A 24190-nucleotide genomic window follows, 5' to 3' on the forward strand; every position below is an offset into this window, starting at 1 on the left:
GTTTTGAGTAAGCACTGTAAATTTAAGGCTTATTTTTAAAATCCATATTGTGCCGTTTTTATGTAGTGGTATTCGGCAGGGCTCAAGTTTGTTGATGTTGGATTAAATTTGAAGAAATAAAAAAGCCTCTACGTTATCGAGGCCTTGGCATTTAGTTTTTTGAGGACTGACTAAGTTCAGCACGTTCAATCGGGACATTACCCTCATTGGTCCCCACGACAGCATCTTTGGTGTCTTGCCATTTCTTAGCCGTGTATTGTGTCGCTTTCTTGGTTTGCTCTTGCACGATTTCAGCTTGTTCAGCTGAGTATTCTTTGGTGCTTTTCCATTTTTCACTCATCTTTTGCGATGTGTTATCCGATGCACCTTGGATTGAATCGCCCAAATTCTGCATGCCTTTACCTGTTTTATAGAGCAGGATGCGCCCTAGACTTGGGTTGTCGCCATAGGGCATGGCTTTTTCAGGCACAGCATTAGAAGCAGTGCTTGTGGTGTTGGTTGTGTCTGCTGCCCATAGAGAAGACGATGCCGCCAATGCAGTGGTTAAACATAATAGTTGTACTTTATTCATCATCTTTTCTGTCCTTTCCGCGATAGGGTCGCAATCGAGATTTTATATCTTATCGTTGGAGCGAAGAAAAGAGTGGGGATGATATGAAATTGATACGGTACGTAACCTTTAACTAAAACTTATGCAGAAAAAGAAGAGAAATAAAACGCCAAAAATGCCTAAAAAAATGAAGTAATCTTGTTTACGTATATTTGCAAATCGTATAACGGATAAGTAGATTGAGCCTAAAAAGATAGATGAGAAAGTCAGGATACAAGGGAGTGGCTGATTAAAGAGCAATACTGTATTGCCAAATAAAATAAAAATGATGCTGCTGCTGATCCAGTAGAGCGAGGAAAATAAAAATTTCTTGAGCGCTAATTGACTGACAGATTGATCTAAACGGGGTAAGACAACTGCCAAAATAATCAGTGCAATCATTCCACCCAAAATCGAAATGATCATAAAAAACAAGCCACTCATATCGGGTTTGGTTCGAATGAATGGATAGCGTTGGTAGGCTGCCCAACTGATTAAGAGTAAAGCGGCATGTATAACGGTAAGAATGAGATCGATACGATAGTAATTTTTAGATTGAATCATTTTTATTAATCAAAGTTCATAAAAAACCTGCTATTACTAGCAGGTTTCTTTAAGCATTCAAATAAATACAGGCTTAACCCTGCAATACACTTACATCTGCAATTGCCGTGAATAAATCACGCAACTGAGCCAATAAACGTAAGCGGTTGGCTTTCAATTCAGCATCATCTGCCCTCACCATTACACCTTCAAAGAAAGCATCGATTGGTGCACGAAGCGCAGCCAGCTTAGACAACGCTTCAGTGTAGTTACGTGCAGCAAGCAATGGCTGAACCACAGGTGTGAGGGTAGACAACTCTGCATAAAGTGCTTTTTCAGCAGCTTCAACCAGATTGGCTTCAACCACAGCACCTTCAGGAGTTGCCTCTTTAGCAAGAATATTGGCAACACGCTTATTTGCCGCAGCCAATGCCGCCGCTTCTGGCAAAGTACGGAAATGGTTGACTGCAGTGACACGCTTGTCAAAATCAAGAGGAGATTTTGGTGCAAGCGCTTGAACCGCTTGAATCACATCAACCGCAACGCCTTGATCTTCATACTTGGCACGGTAACGACCTTCAAGGAATGCCACGGCATCCGCACGGGTTTTATCATGATCTTTAACCACATCGCCATAACCTTGCAAGGCAAAGTTCACTAACTCTTCGATGGTCACATCAAGTTCATTTTCGATGATTAAACGCAAGATACCGATTGCAGAACGACGTAATGCAAATGGATCTTTCGAACCTGTTGGTGCTTGACCGATACCGAAAATACCGACCAATGTATCTAAACGATCTGCAAGGGCAATGGTGGTACCTGTCTTGGTTTGCGGCAATACATCACCAGCAAATTTCGGTAAATACTGCTCACCTAAAGCTTCGGCAACCTCAACGTTTTCACCTTCAAGGCGTGCATAGTACGTGCCTGCAATCCCTTGAAGTTCTGGGAATTCACCCACGAGTTCAGAGGTTAAGTCACATTTAGCCAGTAATGCTGCTTTCTCAGCATCAGCCACATTGGCACCCGTAATTGGAGATAATGCCACAGCCAGTTTCGCAATACGTTGTGATTTATCCCATAGCGTACCCAATTGAGCTTGGAATACCATGTTGGCTAATTTTTCTTTACGAGAGGCAAGCGGTTGCTTTTGATCTTGCAAGAAGAAGAATTCCGCATCAGACAAACGAGGGCGTACAACTTTCTCATTGCCTTCAATGATTTGAGTCGGATCTTTAGACTCAATATTTGAAATGGTAATGAAGTAAGGCTGTAATTTACCTTCGGCGTTGATTAAGCAGAAATACTTTTGGTTATCCTGCATGGTGGTAATCAAGGCTTCTTGTGGAACCGCTAAATAACGTTCTTCGAAAGTTGCACGTAAAGCTACAGGCCATTCAACCAGACTGGTGACTTCATCAAGCAAGTCTGCTGGCACAATAGCAGTCGCATTGACTTCATCTGCCAATGTTTTGACTTGTGCTTGAATCGTCGCTTGACGCTTTTCAAAGTTTGCAACTACATATGCTTGTTCTAAAGTCACCAAGTAGTCATTTGCATGTGCCAAAGTCACGGCTTCAGGTGCATGGAAACGATGACCATAAGTCACATTACCTGCTTTGTGATCTTGAATGGTTGCTTCAACCACTTGATCATCTTTGAGCAATACCACCCATTTTACTGGACGAACGAATTCAGTGCGGCTTGCTGCTGAACGCATACGTTTTGCGATAGGTAAGTTATCCAATGCAGTCTGTAAAATTTGTGGCAGTAAAACATCAAGGCTTTGACCTTTGACATCTTTCAAGAAGCACACTTTTTCAACTTTACCAGCTTGGAACGTCGAAAGTTGGTCAGCCGTGATGCCTTGACCGCGCATAAAGCCTTCAAGTGCTTTGGTCGGTTTGCCTTCAGCATCATAAGCCGCTTGTACCGCAGGGCCATCAAAACGTTTTTGTGTATCTGCCTGAGCTGCATCGATATCAACAATTTTCAATGCTAAACGACGTGGTGCAGCATAGGCTTCGATAGAGGCAAAGTTTAAGCCTGCCTCTTTTAAGCCTTTTTCAGTTTCTGCTTTAAGTGCGTCACGCAAAGTCTTTAAGCTTTTGGGTGGAAGTTCTTCACAACCCAATTCAAATAGTACGGTATGTGTCATTTCCATGTATCCGAAAAAATATGGTGTGGCTGTACAAAGTTGGTTTGGGGTGGAAAATCCGTTTCATCTTTGGGTAGGTATCCCCAAATCCGAATGACATCTTCACGTTGTTCAAACTCTAAACCAATCTTTACCAATAAATTTTTAAATCGAGCCGAGTGGTCAATGATTTTTTTATGTCCCCAAGGCTTTTCAATCTGATGCTCTAATGTACTTAAGTCTAGCCATAACACCCCTGCGAATGGATAGGGTAAATGACCAAACCACTCAACATCCCAATTGCTGATAAATTTATTACTGATCCAGCAATAACGATAACTAGGACTCCAGTCGTCATTTTGCATAAATGTGATCAGCTCAGACCACTTGGTATTGTTGGCAGCACTCACCCATTGACCATTTTTAACGGCATTGGCAATACTTTGCTGCTGATCGTCAATACCATAATGGACAATAGAGTGAGGATTTTGCATCAGAAAAACAACTTTAGTCTTTTGCTTTTAATGAAGCTTCTGCTTCAACTTGTGCTTTAAGTTGAGCCAATACTTCATCGCGCAAATGTGGTTCTGCCATTGGGAAACCAAGTTTCGCGCGGGCCGCCACATAACTTTGAGCAATTGAACGCGCCAAAGTACGGACACGTAAAATATAACGTTGACGTTCAGTTACCGAAATCGCACCACGGGCATCCAACAAGTTAAAGCAATGCGATGCTTTGATCACTTGCTCGTAAGCAGGAAGTGGCAATTCAGCTTCGATTAAACGAGACGCTTCAGCTTCATAGAAGTCAAACAATTCAAACATTTTATCGACTGGCGCGTATTCGAAGTTATAGGTTGATTGCTCAACTTCGTTTTGATGGAATACATCACCATAAGTTACGGTACCGAATTGACCTTTGGTCCAAACCAGATCGTAAACTGAGTCTACACCTTGCAGGTACATCGCCAGACGTTCTAGGCCGTAAGTGATTTCACCCGTAACTGGGTAACATTCAATACCACCAACTTGCTGGAAGTAAGTGAACTGTGTCACTTCCATACCATTTAACCAAACTTCCCAACCTAAGCCCCATGCGCCAAGGGTTGGAGATTCCCAGTTGTCTTCAACGAAACGAATATCGTGAGTGAGGGTATCAATTCCGATGGCTTTTAATGAATCAAGATAAAGCTGCTGGATATTGTCTGGGTTTGGCTTAAGTACCACTTGGAACTGATAGTAGTGTTGTAAACGGTTCGGGTTCTCGCCATAACGACCGTCTTTCGGACGACGTGATGGTTGAACATAAGCCGCGTTCCAGGTTTCTGGCCCCAATGCACGTAAGAAGGTTGCAGTGTGGAAAGTACCTGCGCCCATTTCCATATCATATGGTTGTAATACGACGCAGCCTTGCTCCGCCCAATAGTTTTGTAGGGCAAGAATTAAGCCCTGAAAGGTATCAATATGCGATATAGCACGACTCATGGTGCATCCACTGGAATCAAACAAAAATTGTGCTTAAGTATAAGGATTTTGTAGAGGAGTGGCAAAGGCTTCTAGCACTTCGCCAGCAAGTTCTGATCAGAAATAAAAAAAGTTATTTTATTCCGCATTCATTTCTACTTTTGGCAGAGAGCAAACCTTTCATATAGGTAATTTCTTGGTTAATTTTCATTTGTTGAATGTATTCTTCTATCTGTTGATCGGCAGTTGAACTTTGAGAGGGGGTTATGGATGGATTTCTCGGTGTATTATCATCGACTAAAAATGCCTTACCCTCCATGAACCCCCAGTTTTTATTGATTTCATTTCCATCTTCAAGAATTGCTGATGTCTGTAAAAAACATGTTCTGTCATATTTAATTAAAGTAAATGCTTTTATAAAATATGGGCTTTGAGTGGATTGAAAAGTCCTTACTTCGATGAATTCGGGCTCATTTCTAGAGCTACAGGCGGCTAGTAGGAAGGTTAAAAATAAGCTCGGCAATAAAGATAAAAAATTGTACATGAGATGGAAGAAATAAAGTTTTCTTCATTTTATTATAGATAGATTATATTCCCTTCAAATCAACAATCTGTACTGAAGAGGAAAATCCTCACGTCAGCTCATGACGTATTGCATCTCACATGCTCTTAATTTCACAACTTTGAAATGTTAATTTTTAAACGATATCCTCTGTTTTCTTCAGGTCGTTTGAAATGTCTGATCGCATTCGTGAAAAGCTGCAAATTTTAGCGGACGCTGCCAAATATGATGTGTCCTGTTCATCCAGCGGCAGTGACCGTAAAAATAAAGATAAAGGTCTGGGTGACGCCAGTCGGGCAGGGATTTGTCACAGCTATACTGAAGATGGACGCTGTGTTTCTCTGCTAAAAATCCTGTTCAGCAATGTCTGTATTTTTGACTGTGCCTATTGTGTGTCACGCCGTTCCAATGATGTGAAACGGGCCGCATTTACGGTGCAGGAAGTGGTTGACTTGACCATTAATTTCTATCGACGAAATTATATTGAAGGATTATTTCTCAGTTCAGGCATTTTCAAATCCGCCGACCATACCATGGAACGGATGCTGCAAGTGGTGAAGAAACTACGCCTAGAAGAAAACTTTAATGGCTATATTCATCTTAAAACCATTCCAGGTGCTTCCCCTGAATTGATTCATGAAGCAGGTCTATATGCAGATCGGATGAGTATTAATTTAGAAATGCCTACCGAGGTTGGTTTAAAAGCCTTTGCGCCTGAAAAATCACATCAAGAAGTACAAAAAGATTTGGGGCTGGTTCGGGATCGCTTGATTCAGCTTAAAGATGAGCGTCAAATTATCAAGCATGTGCCGAAATATGTCCCAGCAGGGCAAACTACGCAGATGGTGGTAGGTGCACATCAGGAAACCGATCAGGATGTACTGTTTATGGCAGATCGGCACTACAAAGAATTTAAGTTAAAACGGGTCTATTTCTCAGGCTATATCCCGATTAATACCGAGAATAATTATCTACCTGCGGTGGGTTCTGCACCGCCTTTGCTACGAGAAAATCGACTGTATCAGAGTGATTGGTTGATGCGTTTTTATGGTTTTCAGGTCAATGAAATCGTGAATGAGCGCTTCCCGCATCTGGACTTGGATGTTGACCCGAAACTGAGTTGGGCCTTACGTCATCCTGAGCAGTTTCCGGTAGATTTAAATCGTGCTGATTACTTTATGATTTTGCGCGTGCCCGGCATCGGGGTGAAATCCGCTAAGAAAATTGTGCATGCCCGTCGTTTTGGCAAAATCCATATCGACTTGTTAAAGCAATTAGGTGTAGCTTATTCCCGTGCGCAATATTTTATTCGTTGTGAAGACAGTCCACGTTTCCAGAAGGAACTTTCTTCTGGTTTTATCCGTCAGCAAATTTTGACCCAAGGTTCATCTAAATATATCAAGCCACTGTCTCCACAGCTGAGTTTGGGGTTTTAGTAATGTTGACTCAGAAACTCAATTATTGTTTTGATGGCTCAATGCTGGGGTTGCTGAGTTGTGTATTTCGCGCATTTCAGTTCAAAGAGTTTGATGTGCAACTTTGTTTACTGGGTGAGACACAACATGGCTTATTTTCCGAGGTTATTGATGTGTCCAATCATGAGCAACATGCCCAACGGGTGTGGTCTGCCTTACAACAAAAGCTTTCCCCAGCTGCGCTAAAGCAGATTTATTTTGCCTCCTTGTCTGAGTCACTAGAGGCCTATCAGCATCTTTTTAATTATTGCATCTATGTGTTTCAGCAGTCCTATTCGGTTGAAAAAGACTATTTACATCCCAGTGTGTTGGCGATTTCACAGTGGACCAAAAAAGTTGGGCGCGAAAAGCATAGGATGGAGGCTTTTATCCGTTTTAAGAAAAGCACAGATGGGTTATTTTTGAGTTTAGTCCGTCCCGATTTTAATGTGTTGCCTTTGATTCAGCCACATTTTAAACGGCGCTATCAGGATCAGCGCTGGCTGATTTATGATGAACAACGTAACTATGGTCTTTATTACGATCTCAAGCAAATTCATGAGGTCGTTATGGATGCTGATAAGATTGATCGCAATCTGCAAAAGGGCGGTAGCCAAAGTTTTCAGTTAGAGTTGGATGAGCAAGAGATCTTATATGATCAGCTTTGGAAGGATTATTTTCAGAGTATCAATATTAAAGAACGGCAGAATATTAAATTGCATGTGCAATATCTGCCGAAACGCTATTGGCGTTATCTGAATGAAAAATATGTTTAGCTTAGTTGGATCCTTGCAAAATAGATTGCATCACAACCATGACCAGCCGTATGTGGAAGAATAAAAATCAGCATCGGCATAATTTTTGATTATGATTTGAATAGATGACAAAAAATAAAAGAGCCAATCAATGACAAAATTAATGTTTAAAGTCGCATTACTGATCATGACCTGTTTGAGTGGTAATGTATTGGCTAAAGCGCAGGATAAAGTAACAGATCCCTATAGCCAATGTGTTGATGACACCATTCAAGAATTAAAGTTGGGTAACATCAACAATGCAGTGGTGGAAATCTGCAGTACCAGAACTAAAACCTTATATGCCAAACAGATCGTACAGTTATTGGATCAAATTAAGAAACAGAGTCAGGAATACAAGCAGCCTGAACGTTATAACGACATTATGAAATCGCAGCAACTCTGGAAAAATTTTGTGGATCAGGAATGCCGAAATGCGGGTGCTTATATCGGTTCGCCGATGTATGAATTTTGTCCGATGCAAAAATATGCTGAGCGATTGGAACAGCTAAAAGAATATTTAAATTGATCAGCTTTCTTATTTAATCGTTTTAGTCATGACTTAAAACTGTAATTTAAATACACCTTAAGCTTGAGTAGGCGTATACTGCTGCATCGAATAAAACAACACGATTCCAGCAAGGTGCATTGTGAGCTTGATCCAATCAGACTGGCTAAATTTTCTCAAACCTAATTATAAGGTTATGCCCTTAAAAGAGAGGGTGCTCTCAGGTGTTGGTGCTTTATGTGGATTGGCGATTTCATCGTTGATTAGCTGGTATGTACTAGGGGGCATGAATGCATGGTATATCGCGCCGATGGGCGCTTCTTCTGTGTTGTTATTTGCACTACCCAACAGTCCTTTGGCGCAGCCTTGGAATGTGATCGTCGGAAATACCCTTGCTGGATTCATCGGTGTTGCCTGTACGCAATATTTACCCGATCTCACCAGTGCCTTTAGTGTGGCTGTGGGCTTGGCGATTTTTGTGATGATGACAACTGATTCTCTGCATCCACCGAGTGGGGCTGTCGCAATTACCGCAGTGCTTGGCGGAGAAGCTGTCCATCGATTGGGTTTTCACTTTATTTTGTACCCGGTGTTGCTGAACTCAATTTTATTATTGCTGTGTGCGGTGTTTTTTAATCGTTTGATTGGACGCCATTATCCGATTACGGCACATGTCAATGAACGTTCTAAAGATCCGACACCGACCCAGAAAGTCTCGATTCAACCCAAAGATATTGAATACGCCTTAGAGCGTCATACAGAACTGTTGGATATTAGTCAGTACGATTTGGAAAAAATTATTTTAGAAGCACAATCACATGCCAACGAGCGCTTGATTAACTCATTCGTCTGTCAGGACATCATGAGTCGTGATGTGATTAAACTGCATGAGCAGGATGATATTCATCAGGCGCTAGACAAGTTTAAGGCAGTGAATTTAATGAGTTTGCCTGTGGTCGATGCCGAAGATCACTTGGTTGGGACTTTGGCTTTATACCAAGTGGTGGAATGGTTTAAAGGTGCAACAGATCCACGAAATTCATGGCAGCATTACGTTCGACAAATCATGAACCATAAAGTCGTGACGGTAAGCCCTATGCAGCCGATTCAGGCTCTAGTCCCTTATTTTGTAGAAAAGTCGTTTAACTACATTCCTGTCGTAGACGAACAACGCCTGATTGGAATTGTGAGTCGAGCGGATATGATTGCAGCCTTACAACAGCAGCTTAGTCGTCAAGCCTGAATTTTAGATAAAAAAAAGCTACGGCTGGATTAGGGGTAATTTCAACCGTAGCGACCAAAAAGGGAACAGAGAATTAACGTTTTATGCTTTGGTCTTCATAAATGGTTTTCACTGGTTGTTGATAGCCTTGTACATAATCCACACGCGTTTGCTGCTGTTTTGGAATCACCAACCATAAAATCAAATAGACTAAAATACCTGGAAAAGCTGCGCTCATGAGTGAGATCACAACAAAGATCAGGCGTAATAAATTTGCGTTCCAACCAAATCGTTCCGCAATACCGCCCATTACACCAGCGATCATGCTTTGTTGGTTTGAGCGATATAAACCAGAATTGGCCATCGAGTTTTTCTCCTTAAATTTATGAAACAGCAGCAAAAAATAAATTGTTTCAATATGAGTTGCTGTTAATTAAGAGATAAGGGCGAACAGTTTTTTTTAAAGTTTAAACAGATGGGAGATTGGTTAAGTTGTGTAAATCTGTGATGGAAAAATCAACAGCATCACCTAAAATGCACCGAATTAAAGCATACTGCTTTTTCAATTTGCTATTTCAGTCTTATCGAATTTGTTATTCCCCTTTTGGGGAATAGACGAATATTTGAATGATCCTTATATTTTTCCACAGTCTGGAAGATGTTTGTGAAATGTACGCGATAATGATGTTGATGTTAGAGATTTAGGATATGCAGTTCAGGTTATTCTTACAGCTTGTTAGTGTAGGAGTTTTATTGAGTTTTGGCTTGATTGCGTGTGATAGTCGTCATCCAGATCCAGTAAAGCAACAAGCCCGGACGCAACCAAGTCGTAATGCAAGTGAAGTGCTTGCAGATGAACAGGAACAAAGTGAATCTGATGCGCAGGGCGTGTCACTCACTCAAGTGGCAGGACAAGCGACATTACCGTATTCTGCCGATCGTAAACATAACTTGAGTCAACCTTCTGAAGCAGACCTCATTTATGCGGGGCGTTATCATGCACGTATTCCATGTAGTGATGCTTTTGCGGGTTGTGTGAATAATGAGAAAGAAGCAGAATATATTCTGAATTTAATGGATGATGGCTCTGTATTCTGGACCAATACCAGTTTTAGCCGTCTAGGTTCAGATCCGTCACGCAACACTGCCAAGATCGAGCAGACCTGTAAGCAGGTACAGTGGCATGTGCATAAAGAATTGAATGAAATTATGATTCGTTGTGATGCTGCGGATGTTAATTTGTATTATCAGATTAATCCGAATCAGGATCTGGTTTTAGATCTGGATAAAATCTGGAATGGCGACAACGGGCGTAACCGTAAGTTCTTTAAAGACTACCCATTTCCACAGCAGGCTTATGTTTTTAAGAAAGCGGAATAATATTTCCCCAATAAAAAAAGAGCGCATTAAGCGCTCTTTTTTTATTGCAGCTGCAATTAGTAATCGAAGCTGAAGTGTTCAGGTGCAAGCGATGTCAAAGTACGAGATGTCGTCACCATTGCTTCTGCATGACCTTGTGCACGTGGCAATAAACGGTCAAAGTAGAAATCGGCGACTTTGATTTTTGCTTTATAGAATTCAGGGGTTTCGCTGCCGTTACCTGCTTCTAATTTCTCAGAAGCAACCACTGCTTGTTGTGCCCAGAAGTAAGCCATCATCACATAGCCAGAGAACATCAAGAAATCAACCGAAGCTGAAGAAACGATGTCACGGTCTTTACGTGCAGCAAGCATGATACGAACGGTTAAAGTATTCCATTGTGCGCAAAGCTTAGTTAAGTCCCAAGCAAAACGGCGAAGGTACTTATTACGTGCGTGCGTTGCACAGAACTTCAAGATTTCAGCAGTGTAGTCACGAACCACTTTACCTTTCGAGCTGAGTAGCACTTTACGGCCAATCAAGTCCAGTGCCTGAATCCCCGTCGTCCCTTCATACAAAGTAGAGATACGTGCATCACGTGCGATTTGTTCCATGCCCCATTCACGGATATAGCCATGACCGCCGTATACTTGCATACCGTGGTTGGCTGCTTCTAAGCCAAGCTCAGTCAAGAAACCTTTTAAGATTGGGGTGTAGAAACCGAGTTTGTCATCATAAGCTTCATACGCTGCTTGATCACCACTCACCAGAGCATCTGTCATTTTGTCTGCAAGTTTTGCTGCATGATAGATCATTGAACGACCACCTTCAGCAATCGCTTTTTGCGTCAATAACATACGACGAACGTCAGCATGGTGAATGATTGCATCACCTACACGCTCAGGTTCTTTCTTGCCAGAAAGGGCACGCATAGACATACGGTCTTTCGCATACGGTAAAGCGCCTTGGAATGAAAGTTCAGCGTGCGCAATCCCTTGAACTGCGGTACCGATACGTGCAGTGTTCATAAAGGTAAACATCGCGTGTAAACCTTTGTTGATTTCACCGATCAGATAACCTGTAGCATTGTCAAAGTTCAGCACGGCTGTTGCAGATGCTTTGATCCCCATCTTGTGTTCGATTGATCCACAAGAAACGGTATTGCGTTCACCTACACCGCCATCCGCAGTCGGGATGAATTTAGGTACGATGAATAGAGAAATACCACGTGTACCTGCTGGCGCATCTGGAAGACGAGCTAATACGATGTGGATGATGTTCTCAGTTAAATCATGCTCACCGGCAGAGATGAAGATTTTAGTCCCAGAGATTTTGTATGTACCATCAGCAGCAGGTTCTGCTTTGGTTTTTACTTGGCCTAAGTCTGTACCACATTGCGGTTCAGTTAAGCACATGGTGCCTGACCAAGTCCCTTCAACCAGTTTAGGCATATAGGTATTTTTTTGCTCGTCTGTACCGAACTGCATGATGGTATTCATACAGCCTGTGCTCAAACCTGGATACATGGTGAATGACCAGTTAGCCGTTCCCATCATTTCAGATTTGATCAGGTTTAAAGACATCGGCAAGCCTTGACCACCAAACTCTTCTGGATAAGAAAGACCTTGCCACCCACCCATGACGAATTGGTCATACGCTTCTTTAAAACCTTTTGGTGTTGTCACTTCGCCATTGTTAAAGGTACAGCCTTCTTCATCACCTGATTGATTGAGTGGAGAAAGTACGTTTTCGCAATAATCTGCCGCACCTTCAAGAATCATATCCACTGTTTCAGCATCCGCATTTTGACCACTTGTCAAAGTTTGGTAATGTGCTGGATAATCTAACATTTCGTTCATTAAGAAACGAATATCACGGAGCGGGGCTTTATAAGCTGGCATAATCTTAATCCTGTATTTGAATCATTTTGGATTATCTGTTTCGATACTTTGATTATTCACAATGCTGATAAAAATACATTGATAATCACTAGGGAAAAGAATGTCAGAAAAGCGAATTTCCTTGAAGACAAGTTCTTAGAAAAACCACATTTCTGTTGCGGTGAAAACTGAAATGAAATGTGAAAATTACTCAATTTTAGAATTGAAAATATAATGATATAAAGGTGTTTGGTAAAGCTATGCGTCTAAAATATTTAACTTTATGTTTAATGGGGCTGAGTCTCTCAGCATGTTCTCAACATGTCATTAAAACCAATACAGCTTCGGCAGGTCTGGAACAAAAGGCCATCAATAGCATCAATGCGATATATGAATATCCGAGTTATGATTATCGTGGAAAATTTAAAATCCAGATAGAGTCTGACCAGACTAAAAGTAAGGCAAAAGAAGACAATTCAGCTTTAGATGCAGCAGTGAAGCAAAAAATAGATCAATACTTAAGAGATCAGAAGGTCAATTTAAACAACCGGCAGAAACAGGCTTTGTATGTGGCGTTGGCACAAGAGCAAAAAGGTTATGGCCGATCTAAAGCTGATAAATTCACCGAAATTATGGCCAATGTGCTGAATGATATGCAGTTTGAATATGATGGTTCAGTACATTATCGTCAGAAAGTTGGATCATTTAATTTAACCGCACGTTATGAGAAGCCAACCCTGTTAGTTCAGGCGAAAGTACCGATGGTGCTTGATTTGAACAATTATAAGTTTTACATCAATTACTTTGCTTTGATGCCATATTTGGTCAATAAAGAAAATCAAAATAATCTTGCCTATTTGGATTTTTCTAAATACCAGCATTTGTTCAAGCAAGTGGATTACAAAAAATTTGCTGACTACGTGAAAGCTTCCAGTGCCGTGTATTATCGTCTTGCAGATCCACATAATATTCAGGCTTTACCAGTCTCTTCTGCTGAACAGGCCGCAGGAATCGTAGAGAAAATCCGTTTAAAAAGTTCGATTGAAGAGCTGATTTTACAAGCGAACTTGTATAGTAAAATCAATGAAAAATACTTTATGCAAAGTGTTCTCAATATCAAAGAAGAAAACCTGGAAAAGTTGATTGCCAGTGAGGTGGATGCTGCGAGCCCATCTAAATCAGCAAAAACAGCTTCATTATTGAGTAAGAAAGATGCTGTTGATGATGCCAGTGTCGTGAGTCAGGAACTGTATCGTCTGGTGAATCAACATTTTGGTGTGGAGGATACCGAAGAGGATACGGTTGATGGGAGTACAGATGCGGCGGAAGATGCAACACAAGCAGCGCAGGTGACTGATGCTGAGGCTTCAGTTGCAATGGCGGATGATGAGGAAGTGGGTTTAAGCAAAGAGCAATGTACAGCATTGCAAAGCGTAACAAAAGCGACCTATGGCGATGCACAGTATTGCCAAAGTGTGTATGACATTGATGTTTTTGGTGGGCAGAAAGCAGAATCAGGTTTCTTGGATTATATTGCCAAACTGCAAACGGTAGAAAAACAGTTTGCTGCATATGATCAAAATCAATTTATTGATGATCAGGCATTTAAGGCACTTTGGGTTAAGCATCAAGCGGATATTGTCAAAGCCTTACCACCAGTTGAAAAACGAAATCCATTTATTATGGATGTTGGTTTGGATGCTCAAGGCCGCGCGGTTAAATTAGACTATGATTTGAACTATGGCTTATCTGAATTGAAGTCACGTTTTAGTGTCAAAGCTGATATGTTGATTTCAAATTATGGCAAAGCGACACCAATTGATCAGGTGCAATTGAAACGTGCGAAGACTTGGGCTGAAACAAGCAAGGGATCAATGCTGGAACAAGCTGTAAATAGCTTCTCTGAGAAATTAGGTCAGACGGGTGTCCAAGAGCGTTCAGCAGAGCCGTATAGCCTGTCTTTGGAAGATCAACTCAAAGTGATTGCTGAGCAACGGTATGATGCAACGCACGCCTATGAAGCAACTTATAAAGCCGTATTCATTGCGAAATTAACGGAAAGCACACCTCAACTTGTACAGCGTTATTCAAGCCAAGAGCTGCAAGAAATTGCCAGCGTGTACGCATATTGGTATGCCAGTGAAGACGACTATAATCCAGAAGGTAAGGCCCTGCAAAATATAGAGGCTTTACAGAAGAAGCATCATCTTGAAAATGAAGGCCAGTTCGATGACAAATTAGGTCAAGCGGTGAATCGTATTGTAGTGGATGCGATGCATGGCGATAAAGACCGTCAGGCGTGGAAAAAACTTCAGTCGCAATATAAACAGCCGCAACAGTTATTTGCCAAGCAATATCAAATCCAGTTCGAACAGCAAAATGGTGCTTCAAATGAGGAAAAAGTCTTGCTTGGACAAACGGCTAACATCTTGGGACAAGTGTACGTGGATGCACGTAAGAATAAACTGTCTGAAAAATCAATACAGTCTTTAAAAATCGAACATAACGAATTTATTGATTATGAGATTTTTAAACAGGTATATCAGAAGATGCTGACCGTGAAATAATTTCTTTATCCCCCCAATAAAAAAACCTGCAAAGTGCAGGTTTTTTATTTTTGTATTTTGATGATTATAAAAAGTCTTTTAACTCTGGTTTTACTCCGTTCCAGATCGAAAATGCTTCAATCGCTTGCCCCACCAGCATCCCAAAACCATCAGTAGAGGGGACTTGGCGTTGTTTGGCCTGATCTAGAAAGCTCGAGGGTTTGCCATAAGCCATTTCATAAGCATGATGAAATACTAAATTTTCAGGGAGTTGAAGCGGATCACCAGTTAAACTTGCAGAGGTTGCATTAATGACAAAATCAAACTCGCCCGTTAACTGATCTAAGCCAATCGCTTTAAGCTGAGTTTGTGGAACAGCATCTTTTAAATCGTCAACCAGTTGTTCAGCACGGGCGAGGGTACGGTTGGCAATCACAATCTGTTTTGCACCTGCCTGCACCAGCGGATAAATGACACCACGGGTTGCACCACCTGCACCTAAAATTAAAATACGACTCTCTTTAAGTTCCCAACTTAAAGCCTGAATCGCTGCAACCAAGCCTTGACCATCAGTATTATCACCATACAGTTTGCCGTCCTGCATCCACAAGGTATTGACGGCTTTGGCAATCTTGGCACGTTCAGTCAGTTGGTCGCAAAGGGAAAAGGCTTGTTCTTTAAAAGGTACGGTGACATTCATGCCGATGCCGTTGTGTGCAAAGAAATCTTTTACAGCACTTTCGAAACCATCTAAGGCTGCAAGAATTTTTTTATAGTGTAGATCGACCCCAGTTTTTGCTGCAAACGCATGATGAAGCTCGGGTGAGCGGGATTGTTCAATCGGATTTCCAATAACAGCAAATTGTTTGGTCATGAGTGATTCACCAATATCATAAGAATGATCAAGGAATATGTTGAGTTGTTTAGCGATCTATAGTGTCGGTAAACCAATTGATTTGCCGTAATCCTTCTATGGCTTGAAAATCTGTGGTATTCCGAGTGACTAGAATTAAGCCCTGAGCCATCGCAATAGCTGCAATCTGTCCATCAACAAAAGGAATATTATTTCCCATTTTCTGAGTTTGTATTCTAATTTCTGCATGGATTTTTGCAGCTTGCGCATCATAATCCAAAATCGGAATCAGACTCACCACATCATGTAAAAATTTTGTGATGAGCTGCTTGCGTTGTCCATCAGGCATTCTCAACCAGCCAAAGCGTAATTCATGCCAGACGATACTTGAAATCGAAATTTCATGTTGCGCGACATAAAATTGTTGTAAAACGGCTGAGTTCGGTTGAGGTTTAGCCAATTCAGAAATGATATTGGTATCAAGTAAATAACTGATTTGGCTTACCATGAAAACTCACGTCCTTGGCTAGTGTCTCGTTCAGTTTGAAAGTCAGTATTCTCAGTATTTAATTCTTGAAGTGCTTGTTGATGCCAGTTTTCCCAAGCCTGCATGAAGTTTTCTGGCTCACCTTGTAATTTTTTATATTCAGAATAAGAAATAAGAACAGCCGAAGTATGCCCATGTTGGGCAATAAAGGTTCTTTGACCCTGTTGGCTTTGCTGAATTAATTTAGCGAGATTCGCTCGGGCATGTGTAAATGAGATATTAGACATTTTTAATCCTTTTTATTGTACATTTTTATTGTACATTTTTAAGGGTGGAAATGTCTATTTCAATAATCAAAAAAATCCCTAATAGAAATATTAGGGATTGCCGCTTTTTACTTCTGCAAACTCAACCAATCTCTTGGTTTTAGATAATAATCGGTAAGACGTTTTTCTGCTGAGTCCGCATCCCACTCAGGGCGATACGACCAACCTGCCAGATTAGGTAAGCTGACCAAAATTGATTCAATACGCCCACCTGTTTGTAAGCCAAACAAGGTACCACGGTCATAAACCAAATTATATTCGACATAACGACCACGACGATACAGCTGGAACTCACGTTGTGCTTCGGTATACGGCTGCTCACGGTGCTTTTCAAAAATTGGCAAGATCGCTGCTAAATAACCATTACCCACGGCTTGAATGTATTTAAAGCAGGTTTCGAAATCCCATTGATTTAAATCATCAAAGAATAGACCACCCACGCCACGCTGTTCATCACGATGCTTTAGATAGAAATAGTCATCACACCATTGCTTATGTTCCGCATAAACCGTGTCGCCAAAGGGCTGACACAGGTCATACGCAGTTTGGTGCCAGTTAAGAACATCTTGCTCGTCAGGATAGAAAGGGGTTAAATCAAAACCACCACCAAACCACCACACTGGATCTTGACCTTCAGGCTCAGCGACAAATAAGCGAACATTGGCATGCGAAGTTGGGATATGTGGATTTTTCGGGTGAATCACCAGCGATACGCCCAACGCTTGTGCCTTTGCGCCCGCAATTTGTGGATGACGTTCAGTCGCAGAAGCGGGCAGTTTACTGATGTTGATGTGGGAAAACATCACCCCACCTTTTTCAATCACTTCACCATTTTGCAAAACACGAGAGCGGCCACCGCCACCTTCGGTTCGTTGCCAATCATCAATGATAAACTCAGCGGCGCCACCGCCTGCACGTTCCTGTTGCTCTAGTCCTGCACAAATCCGTGCCTGTAGATCGAGTAAAAACTCACGAACACGTTGAATATCAGCTGAAGTTGGGTGCTGCATGATGATCCTCGTAAAGTGACTAGGAATAGGCTATATCAAAACATAAAACCCATAAAAAAAGTAAGGGATTTTTGTTTTTTACAATAAAAATCCCTTAACTGACTTATTTTTAAACGTTCTATAAAGTGAATTAGAAGTCATCTTTTTTATAAAGATGATCCATACGCTCACGTTTGGTTTTTAAATATTGTTCATTGAATGGATTGCGGCCCACAGTTAAAGGAACTCGATCAACTACATTGATGCCTAAATCAGTCAGAGCCTTTAATTTCAAAGGATTATTGGTGATTAATTTCACTTCTTTGACTTGAAGATGATCAAGCATAATGCTGCACATATCATAGCGACGTGCATCAGCAGGCAAGTTCAATAGCAGGTTGGCATCAACGGTGTCATGACCTTGATCTTGCAAGGCATAGGCACGGATTTTATTGGTTAAGCCAATGCCTCGACCTTCCTGACGTAAATATAAAATCACGCCTTGACCTGCGTCATTAATCAAACGTTGAGTCGCCTGTAATTGTGGTCCGCAATCGCATTTAAGCGAAGCAAAGGCATCACCCGTCAAACATTCAGAGTGGATACGCACCAGTATGGGCTTATCTGGAGCAGTTTCTAAACCTTTAGAAAGCGCCACATGTTCTTCACCCGTTTCAGGGTCTTGAAACACGGAAATATTGAAGTCACCAAAAGCGGTTGGTAGCTTTGATGTTGCAATAAATTCAATCGGCACAGAGAACTCACTATGATAATAAAAACAGTCTGAGTATAGCTCAATGTATGAAGATTGCGTGAATTGGAATTTCTGATTTTTCACATAAGTTTTTCTTTTTCATATAAAGCACACAATAATGGTTGATAAACAGTGACATAATTCAGGATAATCTGCGAGCCAGTCATTAAGATTGACATGCAAATGTTCAGCACTGCGTCATTTGCACATGTGGCTGATTGAAGGTAGATCATATTTAATTGTATGATTGCCCCCATTTAACCCAGCTTCGGATTTGCCAGGCTTAAAAAGGCTTTGCCACATTATGTTGTATACCGAAATTCCAACTCAACGTCCTGTTACGCCATTGTTAGATGGAATTGATCATCCACAACAATTACGTCAGCTCGAACAAAGTCAGCTCGAACAGGTGGCGGATGAGTTACGTCAATATATTTTGTATGCAGCAGGACAAAGTGGTGGACACTTTGGTGCTAATTTAGGGGTGATCGAACTGACGGTTGCCTTGCATTATTGTTTTAACACGCCTGATGATCGTTTGGTGTGGGATGTGGGCCATCAAGCTTATCCACATAAAGTACTGACAGGACGCCGTGAACGTATTAGCACCATTCGCAGCAAGAATGGCTTGGCTGCATTCCCTGCACGTGATGAATCTGAGTTTGATACGTTTGGTGTCGGTCACTCATCGACTGCTATCTCAGCAGGTCTGGGCATGGCATTGGCACGTCGTTATCAAAAAGATCCATGTGATGTAGTGGCGATTGTGGGAGATGGTGCAATGACTGCGGGAATGGCCTTTGAAGCCATGAATGATGCAGTTGCCCATAATGCCGATCTCATCGTCGTGCTGAATGACAATGATATGTCGATCTCTTGTAGTACTGGTGGTTTTGCCAAACATCTGGCAGCCATTTGGGAAACAGGTCAATTGGTCAATGTGAATGAACAGGGTGAAGCCTATGTTCAACCTCATCCAAAGTGGACCTATAATTCACGTTTGCATCAATCTGCGACAGATGCCGCTGATAATTTATTTAAAGCAATCGGTTTTGATTATTTCGGCCCATTTGACGGACATGATGTGGAACAACTGTCACAGGTTTTCCATGCACTTAAAAAACGTAAAGGTCCACGCCTAGTTCATATTTATACCAAAAAAGGTAAAGGTTTTGCGCCTGCGGAAGCAGATCCGATTACCTATCATGCCATTACTAAAATTGCACCCGCTTCAGCAGCACCCGTAAAAAAATCACCACCTAAATACTCAGATGTATTTGGGCAATGGCTATGTGATGAGGCTGCTCAAGATGAACGTCTGCTTGCGATTACACCGGCGATGTGCGAAGGCTCAGGCATGGTTAAATTTGCACAGCAATATCCTGAACGTTTCTTTGATGTTGCGATTGCTGAACAACATGCAGTGACTTTAGCGGCGGGTATGGCGTGTGAAGGGTTAAAACCGGTTGTTGCGATTTATTCAACCTTCTTGCAACGTGGTTACGATCAGTTGATTCACGATGTTGCCTTGCAGAATCTTGATGTCACTTTTGGTATTGATCGTGCAGGTTTGGTGGGTGAAGATGGTCCAACCCATGCAGGGGCATATGACTATGCGTATATGCGTACTGTACCAAACATGGTCATTATGGCACCGAAAGATGAAAATGAATGTCGTCAAATGCTACATACCGCGTATCTGTATAAAGGTCCAACGGCGGTACGTTATCCGCGTGGTGCAGGTACAGGTGTTGAAATTCAACAGCAGATGACTGCTTTAGACATTGGTAAAGCTGAAATCGTGGCTGAATTCAATCCAGATGCTGAACAACAGATTAGTGTCCTTGCCTTTGGTAGCCGTGTTGCAGCGTCTATTGATGCTGCTGAACAGTTTGCTCATAAACATGCGATTGGTGTGCGTGTGGTAAATATGCGTTTTGTGAAACCACTAGACGAGCAAATTATTCGTGATCTTGCTGAAAGTACCCAATTGTTTGTGACGGTTGAAGAGCATGCGGTGATGGCTGGTGCGGGCAGTGCGGTGAATGAATTTCTGGCACAAGCACGTATTCTTAAGCCGATTTTGAACCTGGGTTTACCAGATAGCTTCTTACATCAAGCGACGCATCAACAAATGTTGCATGATTGTGGCTTAGATGGACAAGGAATTCTGACTTCAATTGAACAAGTTTGGTTTTAATGTATAAGTTCATGTAAAAGCGAAAATAATTTTTCGCAACATTTTTCCCCTAAAAGCGCTTATATTTGCTAGAATATACGCGCTTTTATGCATTATTCTTTGTCAAAATCTTCAAATTTGTAGTGGGTGTTCAATGGAACCTATGGTGGTTATGGCTGCGCGTGCGGCTCAAACAGTTGGTCAAGAGCTTTTAAAGGCACATCAGAATCGTCATAAACTCGATTTACAAGTTGAAGAAAAAGGCATTGATGGTCCAGTAACGCGTGTTGATCGTTACCTGGAAGAATTGACAATTGAAACGCTTCGTAAAAGTTATAAAAACCACAGCTTCCTTGGTGAAGAGTTTGGTATGCAAGAAGGTAAAGGTCACGATGCAGATTGGTGCTGGGTGATTGATCCTTTAGATGGTACGCAAAACTTTATCAACGGCTTTCCGCATTTCTGTATTTCGATTGCTGTACAACATAAAGGTGTGACTCAACACGGTGTGATTTATGATCCAGTCCGTGATGAATTATTCTCTGCTAGCCGTGGTCGCGGTGCAGTCATGAATCAACGCCGTATTCGTGTCAATGTAAAAGATAGCTTGGAAAATACTTTCCTTGCTGTCGGTCATCCGTACCGTGCAAAGCGCAATGGTGAAATCGTTTCTTATGCAGAACAGCATTTCGCTTCATTATTGGCTGTAACTAAAGCAGGCGCACAAATCCGTCGCGGTGGTTCTGCTGCATTAGATTTGGCTTATGTTGCTGCTGGTCGTTTTGATGGTTTCTTTGAATTAGGCTTAAAACCGTGGGATATCGCTGCGGGTGAGTTAATTGTGAAAGAAGCAGGTGGTGTTGTGGTTGATGCGCGTGGCGGTAGTGAATCATTTGACAATGGTCAAGTGCTTGCATGTTCGCTTAAAATGTTAAAACCATTGATGCAAGCCGTTGTCCCAGCTTGGGGTGATGCTGCAAAATAATTTGTAGATGTCAAAAAAGCTCTCAATATTTGAGGGCTTTTTATTTTGGAGAAATTTTTGCAGATTCAGAGTGAGCTTTATTGACATGAATTGTGGTTAAAATTCTGAAAATTATTTGAGAACGAAAACAAGATCTAATGGATGGGTCTTTGAGTTTTAACTTACTGATATTTTGAATTAAAGAGTTAAAAACCTATTGAAGAATGTGGGTGTATTTATTGGTGTGATCGAAGTTGGAAGGCCAATAAAAAACTTACCGCATAGAAAAACCAACTAAAAAACGTGACTTTTAAAATTATTCTGCTATAATCCGCCAACGCACTTAAATTCCAGTTCATTACCTGAACATTCAGTTCTATTCATATTAGCGCACGCTGTCCATAGAGAGGACCACATCTTGCGCCCAAATCGCTTAGCGATTCTTCAGGTTGAGGCAGTAATCAAGCGTGCGTTTAGTCCACATCGTCGTTATTCGGATCGCCGCTGAATTTCATCTATTTTCAGCTTGAGTCGCTTTGCCGCTTGTTGCCGATGTCTATTTTTTGTATTTATTAAAATGGAGCACCCTTTAGGGTGAAACTCTCTATGAGCAAAACTTTTGCCGAATTTTCTTTGCACGAAACTTTACAACAAGCCCTAGAAGGTTTGGGTTTTACTACGCCAACTCCTGTGCAAGAACAAGCGATTCCAGCTGCGTTAGAAGGAAAAGATTTATTGGTTTCAAGCCAGACTGGTTCTGGTAAAACAGCAGCATTCTTACTTCCTACATTAAACGCGTTAGCGGGTCAGGAAACTTTCGTGCCATTTAAAGAGCGCATGAAAGCTGTCACCCAGCCGACAATTTTAGTTATCTCTCCTACACGTGAATTGGCTCAACAAGTTAGCCAAGACGCGATTGCATTTGTACGTCACATGAAAGGTGTTCGTATTGCTGCAATTATGGGGGGTATGCCTTTTGGTAAACAAATCCAACAGCTTAAAGGTGCACAAGTAGTTGTTGCGACTCCAGGTCGTTTACTTGACCTTGTAAACCGTCGTCAATTAAAGCTTGATAAAGTTGAATCTTTAATCGTTGACGAAGCTGACCGTATGCTTGATCTTGGCTTTGCTGAAGATTTAGAAGCGATTGGTGAATTAGCTGCTAACCGTAACCAAACGTTGATGTTCTCTGCAACTTTTGCAGATCGTATTATCCGTCTTGCTGAACGCATGATGAATGATCCACAACGTATTGCGATTGAAACGGGTCACAGCACCAACACTGATGTAACGCAAACATTACATTGGACGGATGGTTTTGAACACAAGAAAAAATTATTAACACATTGGTTGTCTGATGAGTCAGTAGACCAAGCTGTTGTGTTTGCAAGTACCCAAGAAGATACTGATATGCTGGCTGAAGAGTTGGCTGAAGCAGGTCACTCAGTTGTTGCGTTGCACGGTGCAATGCCACAAACAGTACGTAACCGTCGTTTACGTAGCATTCGTGAAGGTCGTGCAAAAATCTTGGTTGCAACTGACGTAGCAGCACGTGGTTTAGACGTACCAACCATTTCTCACGTCATTAACTTCGGTTTACCGATGAAAAATGAAGACTATGTACACCGTATTGGTCGTACAGGTCGTGCTGGCCGTACAGGTCAGGCGGTAACTTTAGCGACTTACCGTGAGCGTGGTAAAATCCGTGCTTTAGAAGATTATTTAGATGCACGTTTAAATGTATCTGAAATCGAAGGTTTAGAGCCATCTCCACCTCCTGCACGTTCAGGCCGTGATGGCGGTGGTCGTGGTCGCGGTGGTCGTGATGGCGGCGGTCGTGGTCGCGGTGGTTTCGGCGGTGGTCGTCGTTTTGAAGGTGAAGGTAACTTCAAACGTCGTGAAGGCAGTGATGATCGTCCACGTCGTAGCTTCGATGACAAACCTCGTGGCGAACGTCCATCATTTGGTGGTGAAGATCGTCCACGTCGCGAATTTAATTCAGATCGTCCACGCCGTGAAGGTGGTTTCGAAGACCGTCCACGTCGCGAGTTCAACTCTGATCGTCCACGCCGTGAAGGTGGTTTTGAAGACCGTCCACGCCGTGAGTTCAATTCAGATCGCCCACGTCGTGAAGGTGGTTTTGATGATCGTCCAAAGCGTAGCTTCGGTGGTGAAGACCGTCCACGTCGCGAGTTCAACTCTGACCGTCCACGTCGTGAAGGTGGCTTCAATGATAAACCACGTTTTGATTCGAATGATGACAACCGTGGCAACCGTGTAGACTACAAACCACGTCGTGAAGGTAGCTTCGGTGACCGTCCAAAACGTGATTTTGGTGATCGTCCACAACGTGAAGGTGGCTTTGGCGACCGTCCAAAGCGTAGCTTTGGTGATGACCGTCCAAAACGTAGTTTCGGTGGTGATGATCGTCCAAAACGTAAGTTTGGTAGCGATGACCGCCCAGCACGTGGTTCACGTGAAGAAACTTTCGGTGGCGACCGTCGTCGCAAAAACGATTTTTAATCGTTAAAAACCGATAAAAACAAGAAGCCAGTTGAAAAACTGGCTTTTTTATTT

General features: G+C 42.0%; 22 protein-coding genes. 9 read left to right on the plus strand and 13 right to left on the minus strand.

Going from position 1 to position 24190, the window contains the following annotated elements:
• Nucleotides 1-151: 151 nt before the first annotated feature.
• The 6 genes from NQU59_RS05345 to NQU59_RS05370 all read right to left on the minus strand — a co-directional run bounded on the left by NQU59_RS05345 (nucleotide 152) and on the right by NQU59_RS05370 (nucleotide 5280).
• A complete protein-coding gene (locus tag NQU59_RS05345; protein ID WP_043971449.1) occupies nucleotides 152-574 on the minus strand; it encodes a hypothetical protein in 423 nt (140 codons plus the stop codon).
• Between the two features lie 105 nt (nucleotides 575-679).
• Nucleotides 680-1153, minus strand: a complete 474-nt coding sequence (locus NQU59_RS05350) for a hypothetical protein (RefSeq protein ID WP_257065275.1) — start codon at nucleotides 1151-1153, stop codon at nucleotides 680-682.
• 73 nt (nucleotides 1154-1226) lie between these two features.
• On the minus strand, nucleotides 1227-3293 hold the full coding sequence (gene glyS / locus NQU59_RS05355; protein ID WP_257065276.1) for a glycine--tRNA ligase subunit beta: 2067 nt from the start codon (nucleotides 3291-3293) through the stop codon (nucleotides 1227-1229).
• Nucleotides 3290-3766, minus strand: a complete 477-nt coding sequence (locus tag NQU59_RS05360) for a DUF6678 family protein (protein WP_005238496.1) — start codon at nucleotides 3764-3766, stop codon at nucleotides 3290-3292. Before NQU59_RS05360 ends, glyS begins: the two co-directional genes overlap by 4 nt.
• A gap of 13 nt (nucleotides 3767-3779) precedes the next feature.
• The gene (gene glyQ / locus NQU59_RS05365) at nucleotides 3780-4757 is read right to left on the minus strand and encodes a glycine--tRNA ligase subunit alpha (protein ID WP_004657598.1); all 978 of its coding nucleotides are present in this window, start codon (nucleotides 4755-4757) and stop codon (nucleotides 3780-3782) included.
• Nucleotides 4758-4869: 112 nt separating this feature from the next.
• Complete coding sequence (locus NQU59_RS05370; RefSeq protein WP_257065277.1) at nucleotides 4870-5280, minus strand: phosphoesterase; 411 nt, start codon at nucleotides 5278-5280, stop codon at nucleotides 4870-4872.
• Between the two features lie 191 nt (nucleotides 5281-5471).
• On the opposite strand from NQU59_RS05370, the gene NQU59_RS05375 reads away from it, so the two are divergent.
• The 4 genes from NQU59_RS05375 (at nucleotide 5472) to NQU59_RS05390 (ending at nucleotide 9297) form a co-directional block, all read left to right on the plus strand.
• Nucleotides 5472-6734, plus strand: coding sequence for a putative DNA modification/repair radical SAM protein (locus NQU59_RS05375; RefSeq protein WP_005238500.1), 1263 nt, complete (start codon nucleotides 5472-5474; stop codon nucleotides 6732-6734).
• A 2-nt stretch (nucleotides 6735-6736) separates the two neighbouring features.
• A complete protein-coding gene (locus tag NQU59_RS05380) occupies nucleotides 6737-7528 on the plus strand; it encodes a TIGR03915 family putative DNA repair protein (protein WP_257065278.1) in 792 nt (263 codons plus the stop codon).
• 130 nt (nucleotides 7529-7658) lie between these two features.
• Nucleotides 7659-8075: a lysozyme inhibitor LprI family protein gene (locus tag NQU59_RS05385; protein ID WP_043971440.1), complete on the plus strand. Its 417-nt coding sequence runs from the start codon at nucleotides 7659-7661 to the stop codon at nucleotides 8073-8075.
• 121 nt (nucleotides 8076-8196) lie between these two features.
• Nucleotides 8197-9297, plus strand: a complete 1101-nt coding sequence (locus NQU59_RS05390) for an HPP family protein (protein ID WP_257065279.1) — start codon at nucleotides 8197-8199, stop codon at nucleotides 9295-9297.
• A gap of 73 nt (nucleotides 9298-9370) precedes the next feature.
• Here the strand turns inward: NQU59_RS05390 and NQU59_RS05395 are convergent, their stop codons facing one another.
• Nucleotides 9371-9640, minus strand: coding sequence for a PspC domain-containing protein (locus tag NQU59_RS05395; RefSeq protein ID WP_257065280.1), 270 nt, complete (start codon nucleotides 9638-9640; stop codon nucleotides 9371-9373).
• A gap of 344 nt (nucleotides 9641-9984) precedes the next feature.
• On the opposite strand from NQU59_RS05395, the gene NQU59_RS05400 reads away from it, so the two are divergent.
• On the plus strand, nucleotides 9985-10656 hold the full coding sequence (locus tag NQU59_RS05400; protein WP_257065281.1) for a hypothetical protein: 672 nt from the start codon (nucleotides 9985-9987) through the stop codon (nucleotides 10654-10656).
• A gap of 56 nt (nucleotides 10657-10712) precedes the next feature.
• Here the strand turns inward: NQU59_RS05400 and NQU59_RS05405 are convergent, their stop codons facing one another.
• Entirely contained in the window at nucleotides 10713-12536 is a 1824-nt protein-coding gene (locus tag NQU59_RS05405) for an acyl-CoA dehydrogenase C-terminal domain-containing protein (protein WP_005238515.1), read from the minus strand.
• Nucleotides 12537-12775: 239 nt separating this feature from the next.
• Here NQU59_RS05405 and NQU59_RS05410 point away from each other — a divergent pair, with 239 nt between their 5' ends.
• Nucleotides 12776-15082 carry a hypothetical protein gene (locus NQU59_RS05410; RefSeq protein WP_257065282.1) on the plus strand — a complete coding sequence of 769 codons (2307 nt, stop codon included), beginning with the start codon at nucleotides 12776-12778 and terminating at the stop codon, nucleotides 15080-15082.
• Nucleotides 15083-15146: 64 nt separating this feature from the next.
• Here the strand turns inward: NQU59_RS05410 and aroE are convergent, their stop codons facing one another.
• From aroE to ribA, 5 genes are all read right to left on the minus strand, one after another.
• Nucleotides 15147-15935 (minus strand): shikimate dehydrogenase, encoded by a 789-nt coding sequence (gene aroE / locus NQU59_RS05415; protein WP_257065283.1) that lies wholly within the window; start codon nucleotides 15933-15935, stop codon nucleotides 15147-15149.
• Between the two features lie 49 nt (nucleotides 15936-15984).
• The gene (locus NQU59_RS05420; protein WP_257065284.1) at nucleotides 15985-16422 is read right to left on the minus strand and encodes a type II toxin-antitoxin system VapC family toxin; all 438 of its coding nucleotides are present in this window, start codon (nucleotides 16420-16422) and stop codon (nucleotides 15985-15987) included.
• Nucleotides 16416-16688: a type II toxin-antitoxin system Phd/YefM family antitoxin gene (locus NQU59_RS05425; protein ID WP_005238519.1), complete on the minus strand. Its 273-nt coding sequence runs from the start codon at nucleotides 16686-16688 to the stop codon at nucleotides 16416-16418. Before NQU59_RS05425 ends, NQU59_RS05420 begins: the two co-directional genes overlap by 7 nt.
• Before the next feature lie 107 nt (nucleotides 16689-16795).
• The gene (hemF, locus tag NQU59_RS05430) at nucleotides 16796-17737 is read right to left on the minus strand and encodes an oxygen-dependent coproporphyrinogen oxidase (RefSeq protein ID WP_005238520.1); all 942 of its coding nucleotides are present in this window, start codon (nucleotides 17735-17737) and stop codon (nucleotides 16796-16798) included.
• 130 nt (nucleotides 17738-17867) lie between these two features.
• Complete coding sequence (ribA, locus tag NQU59_RS05435) at nucleotides 17868-18470, minus strand: GTP cyclohydrolase II (RefSeq protein ID WP_257065285.1); 603 nt, start codon at nucleotides 18468-18470, stop codon at nucleotides 17868-17870.
• Between the two features lie 304 nt (nucleotides 18471-18774).
• Between ribA and dxs the strand changes: the two genes are divergently transcribed.
• From dxs to NQU59_RS05450, 3 genes are all read left to right on the plus strand, one after another.
• Nucleotides 18775-20670, plus strand: a complete 1896-nt coding sequence (dxs, locus tag NQU59_RS05440; RefSeq protein ID WP_257065286.1) for a 1-deoxy-D-xylulose-5-phosphate synthase — start codon at nucleotides 18775-18777, stop codon at nucleotides 20668-20670.
• 133 nt (nucleotides 20671-20803) lie between these two features.
• A complete protein-coding gene (locus NQU59_RS05445) occupies nucleotides 20804-21634 on the plus strand; it encodes an inositol monophosphatase family protein (protein ID WP_005238523.1) in 831 nt (276 codons plus the stop codon).
• A gap of 585 nt (nucleotides 21635-22219) precedes the next feature.
• The gene (locus NQU59_RS05450) at nucleotides 22220-24136 is read left to right on the plus strand and encodes a DEAD/DEAH box helicase (RefSeq protein WP_257065287.1); all 1917 of its coding nucleotides are present in this window, start codon (nucleotides 22220-22222) and stop codon (nucleotides 24134-24136) included.
• Nucleotides 24137-24190 lie beyond the last annotated feature (54 nt).

Origin of the sequence: Acinetobacter colistiniresistens (genome assembly GCF_024582815.1) — a bacterium.
Classification (GTDB): Bacteria; Pseudomonadota; Gammaproteobacteria; order Pseudomonadales; family Moraxellaceae; genus Acinetobacter.

Coding starts and splice junctions, on each gene's coding strand:
- NQU59_RS05420 (WP_257065284.1), bottom strand. CDS start 16,422: ATGGTAAGCCAAATCAGTTATTTACTTGATACCAATATCATTTCTGAA.
- NQU59_RS05450 (WP_257065287.1), top strand. CDS start 22,220: ATGAGCAAAACTTTTGCCGAATTTTCTTTGCACGAAACTTTACAACAA.
- NQU59_RS05350 (WP_257065275.1), bottom strand. CDS start 1,153: ATGATTCAATCTAAAAATTACTATCGTATCGATCTCATTCTTACCGTT.
- NQU59_RS05405 (WP_005238515.1), bottom strand. CDS start 12,536: ATGCCAGCTTATAAAGCCCCGCTCCGTGATATTCGTTTCTTAATGAAC.
- NQU59_RS05360 (WP_005238496.1), bottom strand. CDS start 3,766: ATGCAAAATCCTCACTCTATTGTCCATTATGGTATTGACGATCAGCAG.
- NQU59_RS05400 (WP_257065281.1), top strand. CDS start 9,985: ATGCAGTTCAGGTTATTCTTACAGCTTGTTAGTGTAGGAGTTTTATTG.
- hemF (WP_005238520.1), bottom strand. CDS start 17,737: ATGCAGCACCCAACTTCAGCTGATATTCAACGTGTTCGTGAGTTTTTA.
- NQU59_RS05385 (WP_043971440.1), top strand. CDS start 7,659: ATGACAAAATTAATGTTTAAAGTCGCATTACTGATCATGACCTGTTTG.
- NQU59_RS05395 (WP_257065280.1), bottom strand. CDS start 9,640: ATGGCCAATTCTGGTTTATATCGCTCAAACCAACAAAGCATGATCGCT.
- NQU59_RS05370 (WP_257065277.1), bottom strand. CDS start 5,280: ATGTACAATTTTTTATCTTTATTGCCGAGCTTATTTTTAACCTTCCTA.
- NQU59_RS05445 (WP_005238523.1), top strand. CDS start 20,804: ATGGAACCTATGGTGGTTATGGCTGCGCGTGCGGCTCAAACAGTTGGT.
- NQU59_RS05380 (WP_257065278.1), top strand. CDS start 6,737: ATGTTGACTCAGAAACTCAATTATTGTTTTGATGGCTCAATGCTGGGG.
- dxs (WP_257065286.1), top strand. CDS start 18,775: ATGTTGTATACCGAAATTCCAACTCAACGTCCTGTTACGCCATTGTTA.
- glyS (WP_257065276.1), bottom strand. CDS start 3,293: ATGACACATACCGTACTATTTGAATTGGGTTGTGAAGAACTTCCACCC.
- NQU59_RS05410 (WP_257065282.1), top strand. CDS start 12,776: ATGCGTCTAAAATATTTAACTTTATGTTTAATGGGGCTGAGTCTCTCA.
- NQU59_RS05345 (WP_043971449.1), bottom strand. CDS start 574: ATGATGAATAAAGTACAACTATTATGTTTAACCACTGCATTGGCGGCA.
- aroE (WP_257065283.1), bottom strand. CDS start 15,935: ATGACCAAACAATTTGCTGTTATTGGAAATCCGATTGAACAATCCCGC.
- NQU59_RS05375 (WP_005238500.1), top strand. CDS start 5,472: ATGTCTGATCGCATTCGTGAAAAGCTGCAAATTTTAGCGGACGCTGCC.
- NQU59_RS05425 (WP_005238519.1), bottom strand. CDS start 16,688: ATGTCTAATATCTCATTTACACATGCCCGAGCGAATCTCGCTAAATTA.
- glyQ (WP_004657598.1), bottom strand. CDS start 4,757: ATGAGTCGTGCTATATCGCATATTGATACCTTTCAGGGCTTAATTCTT.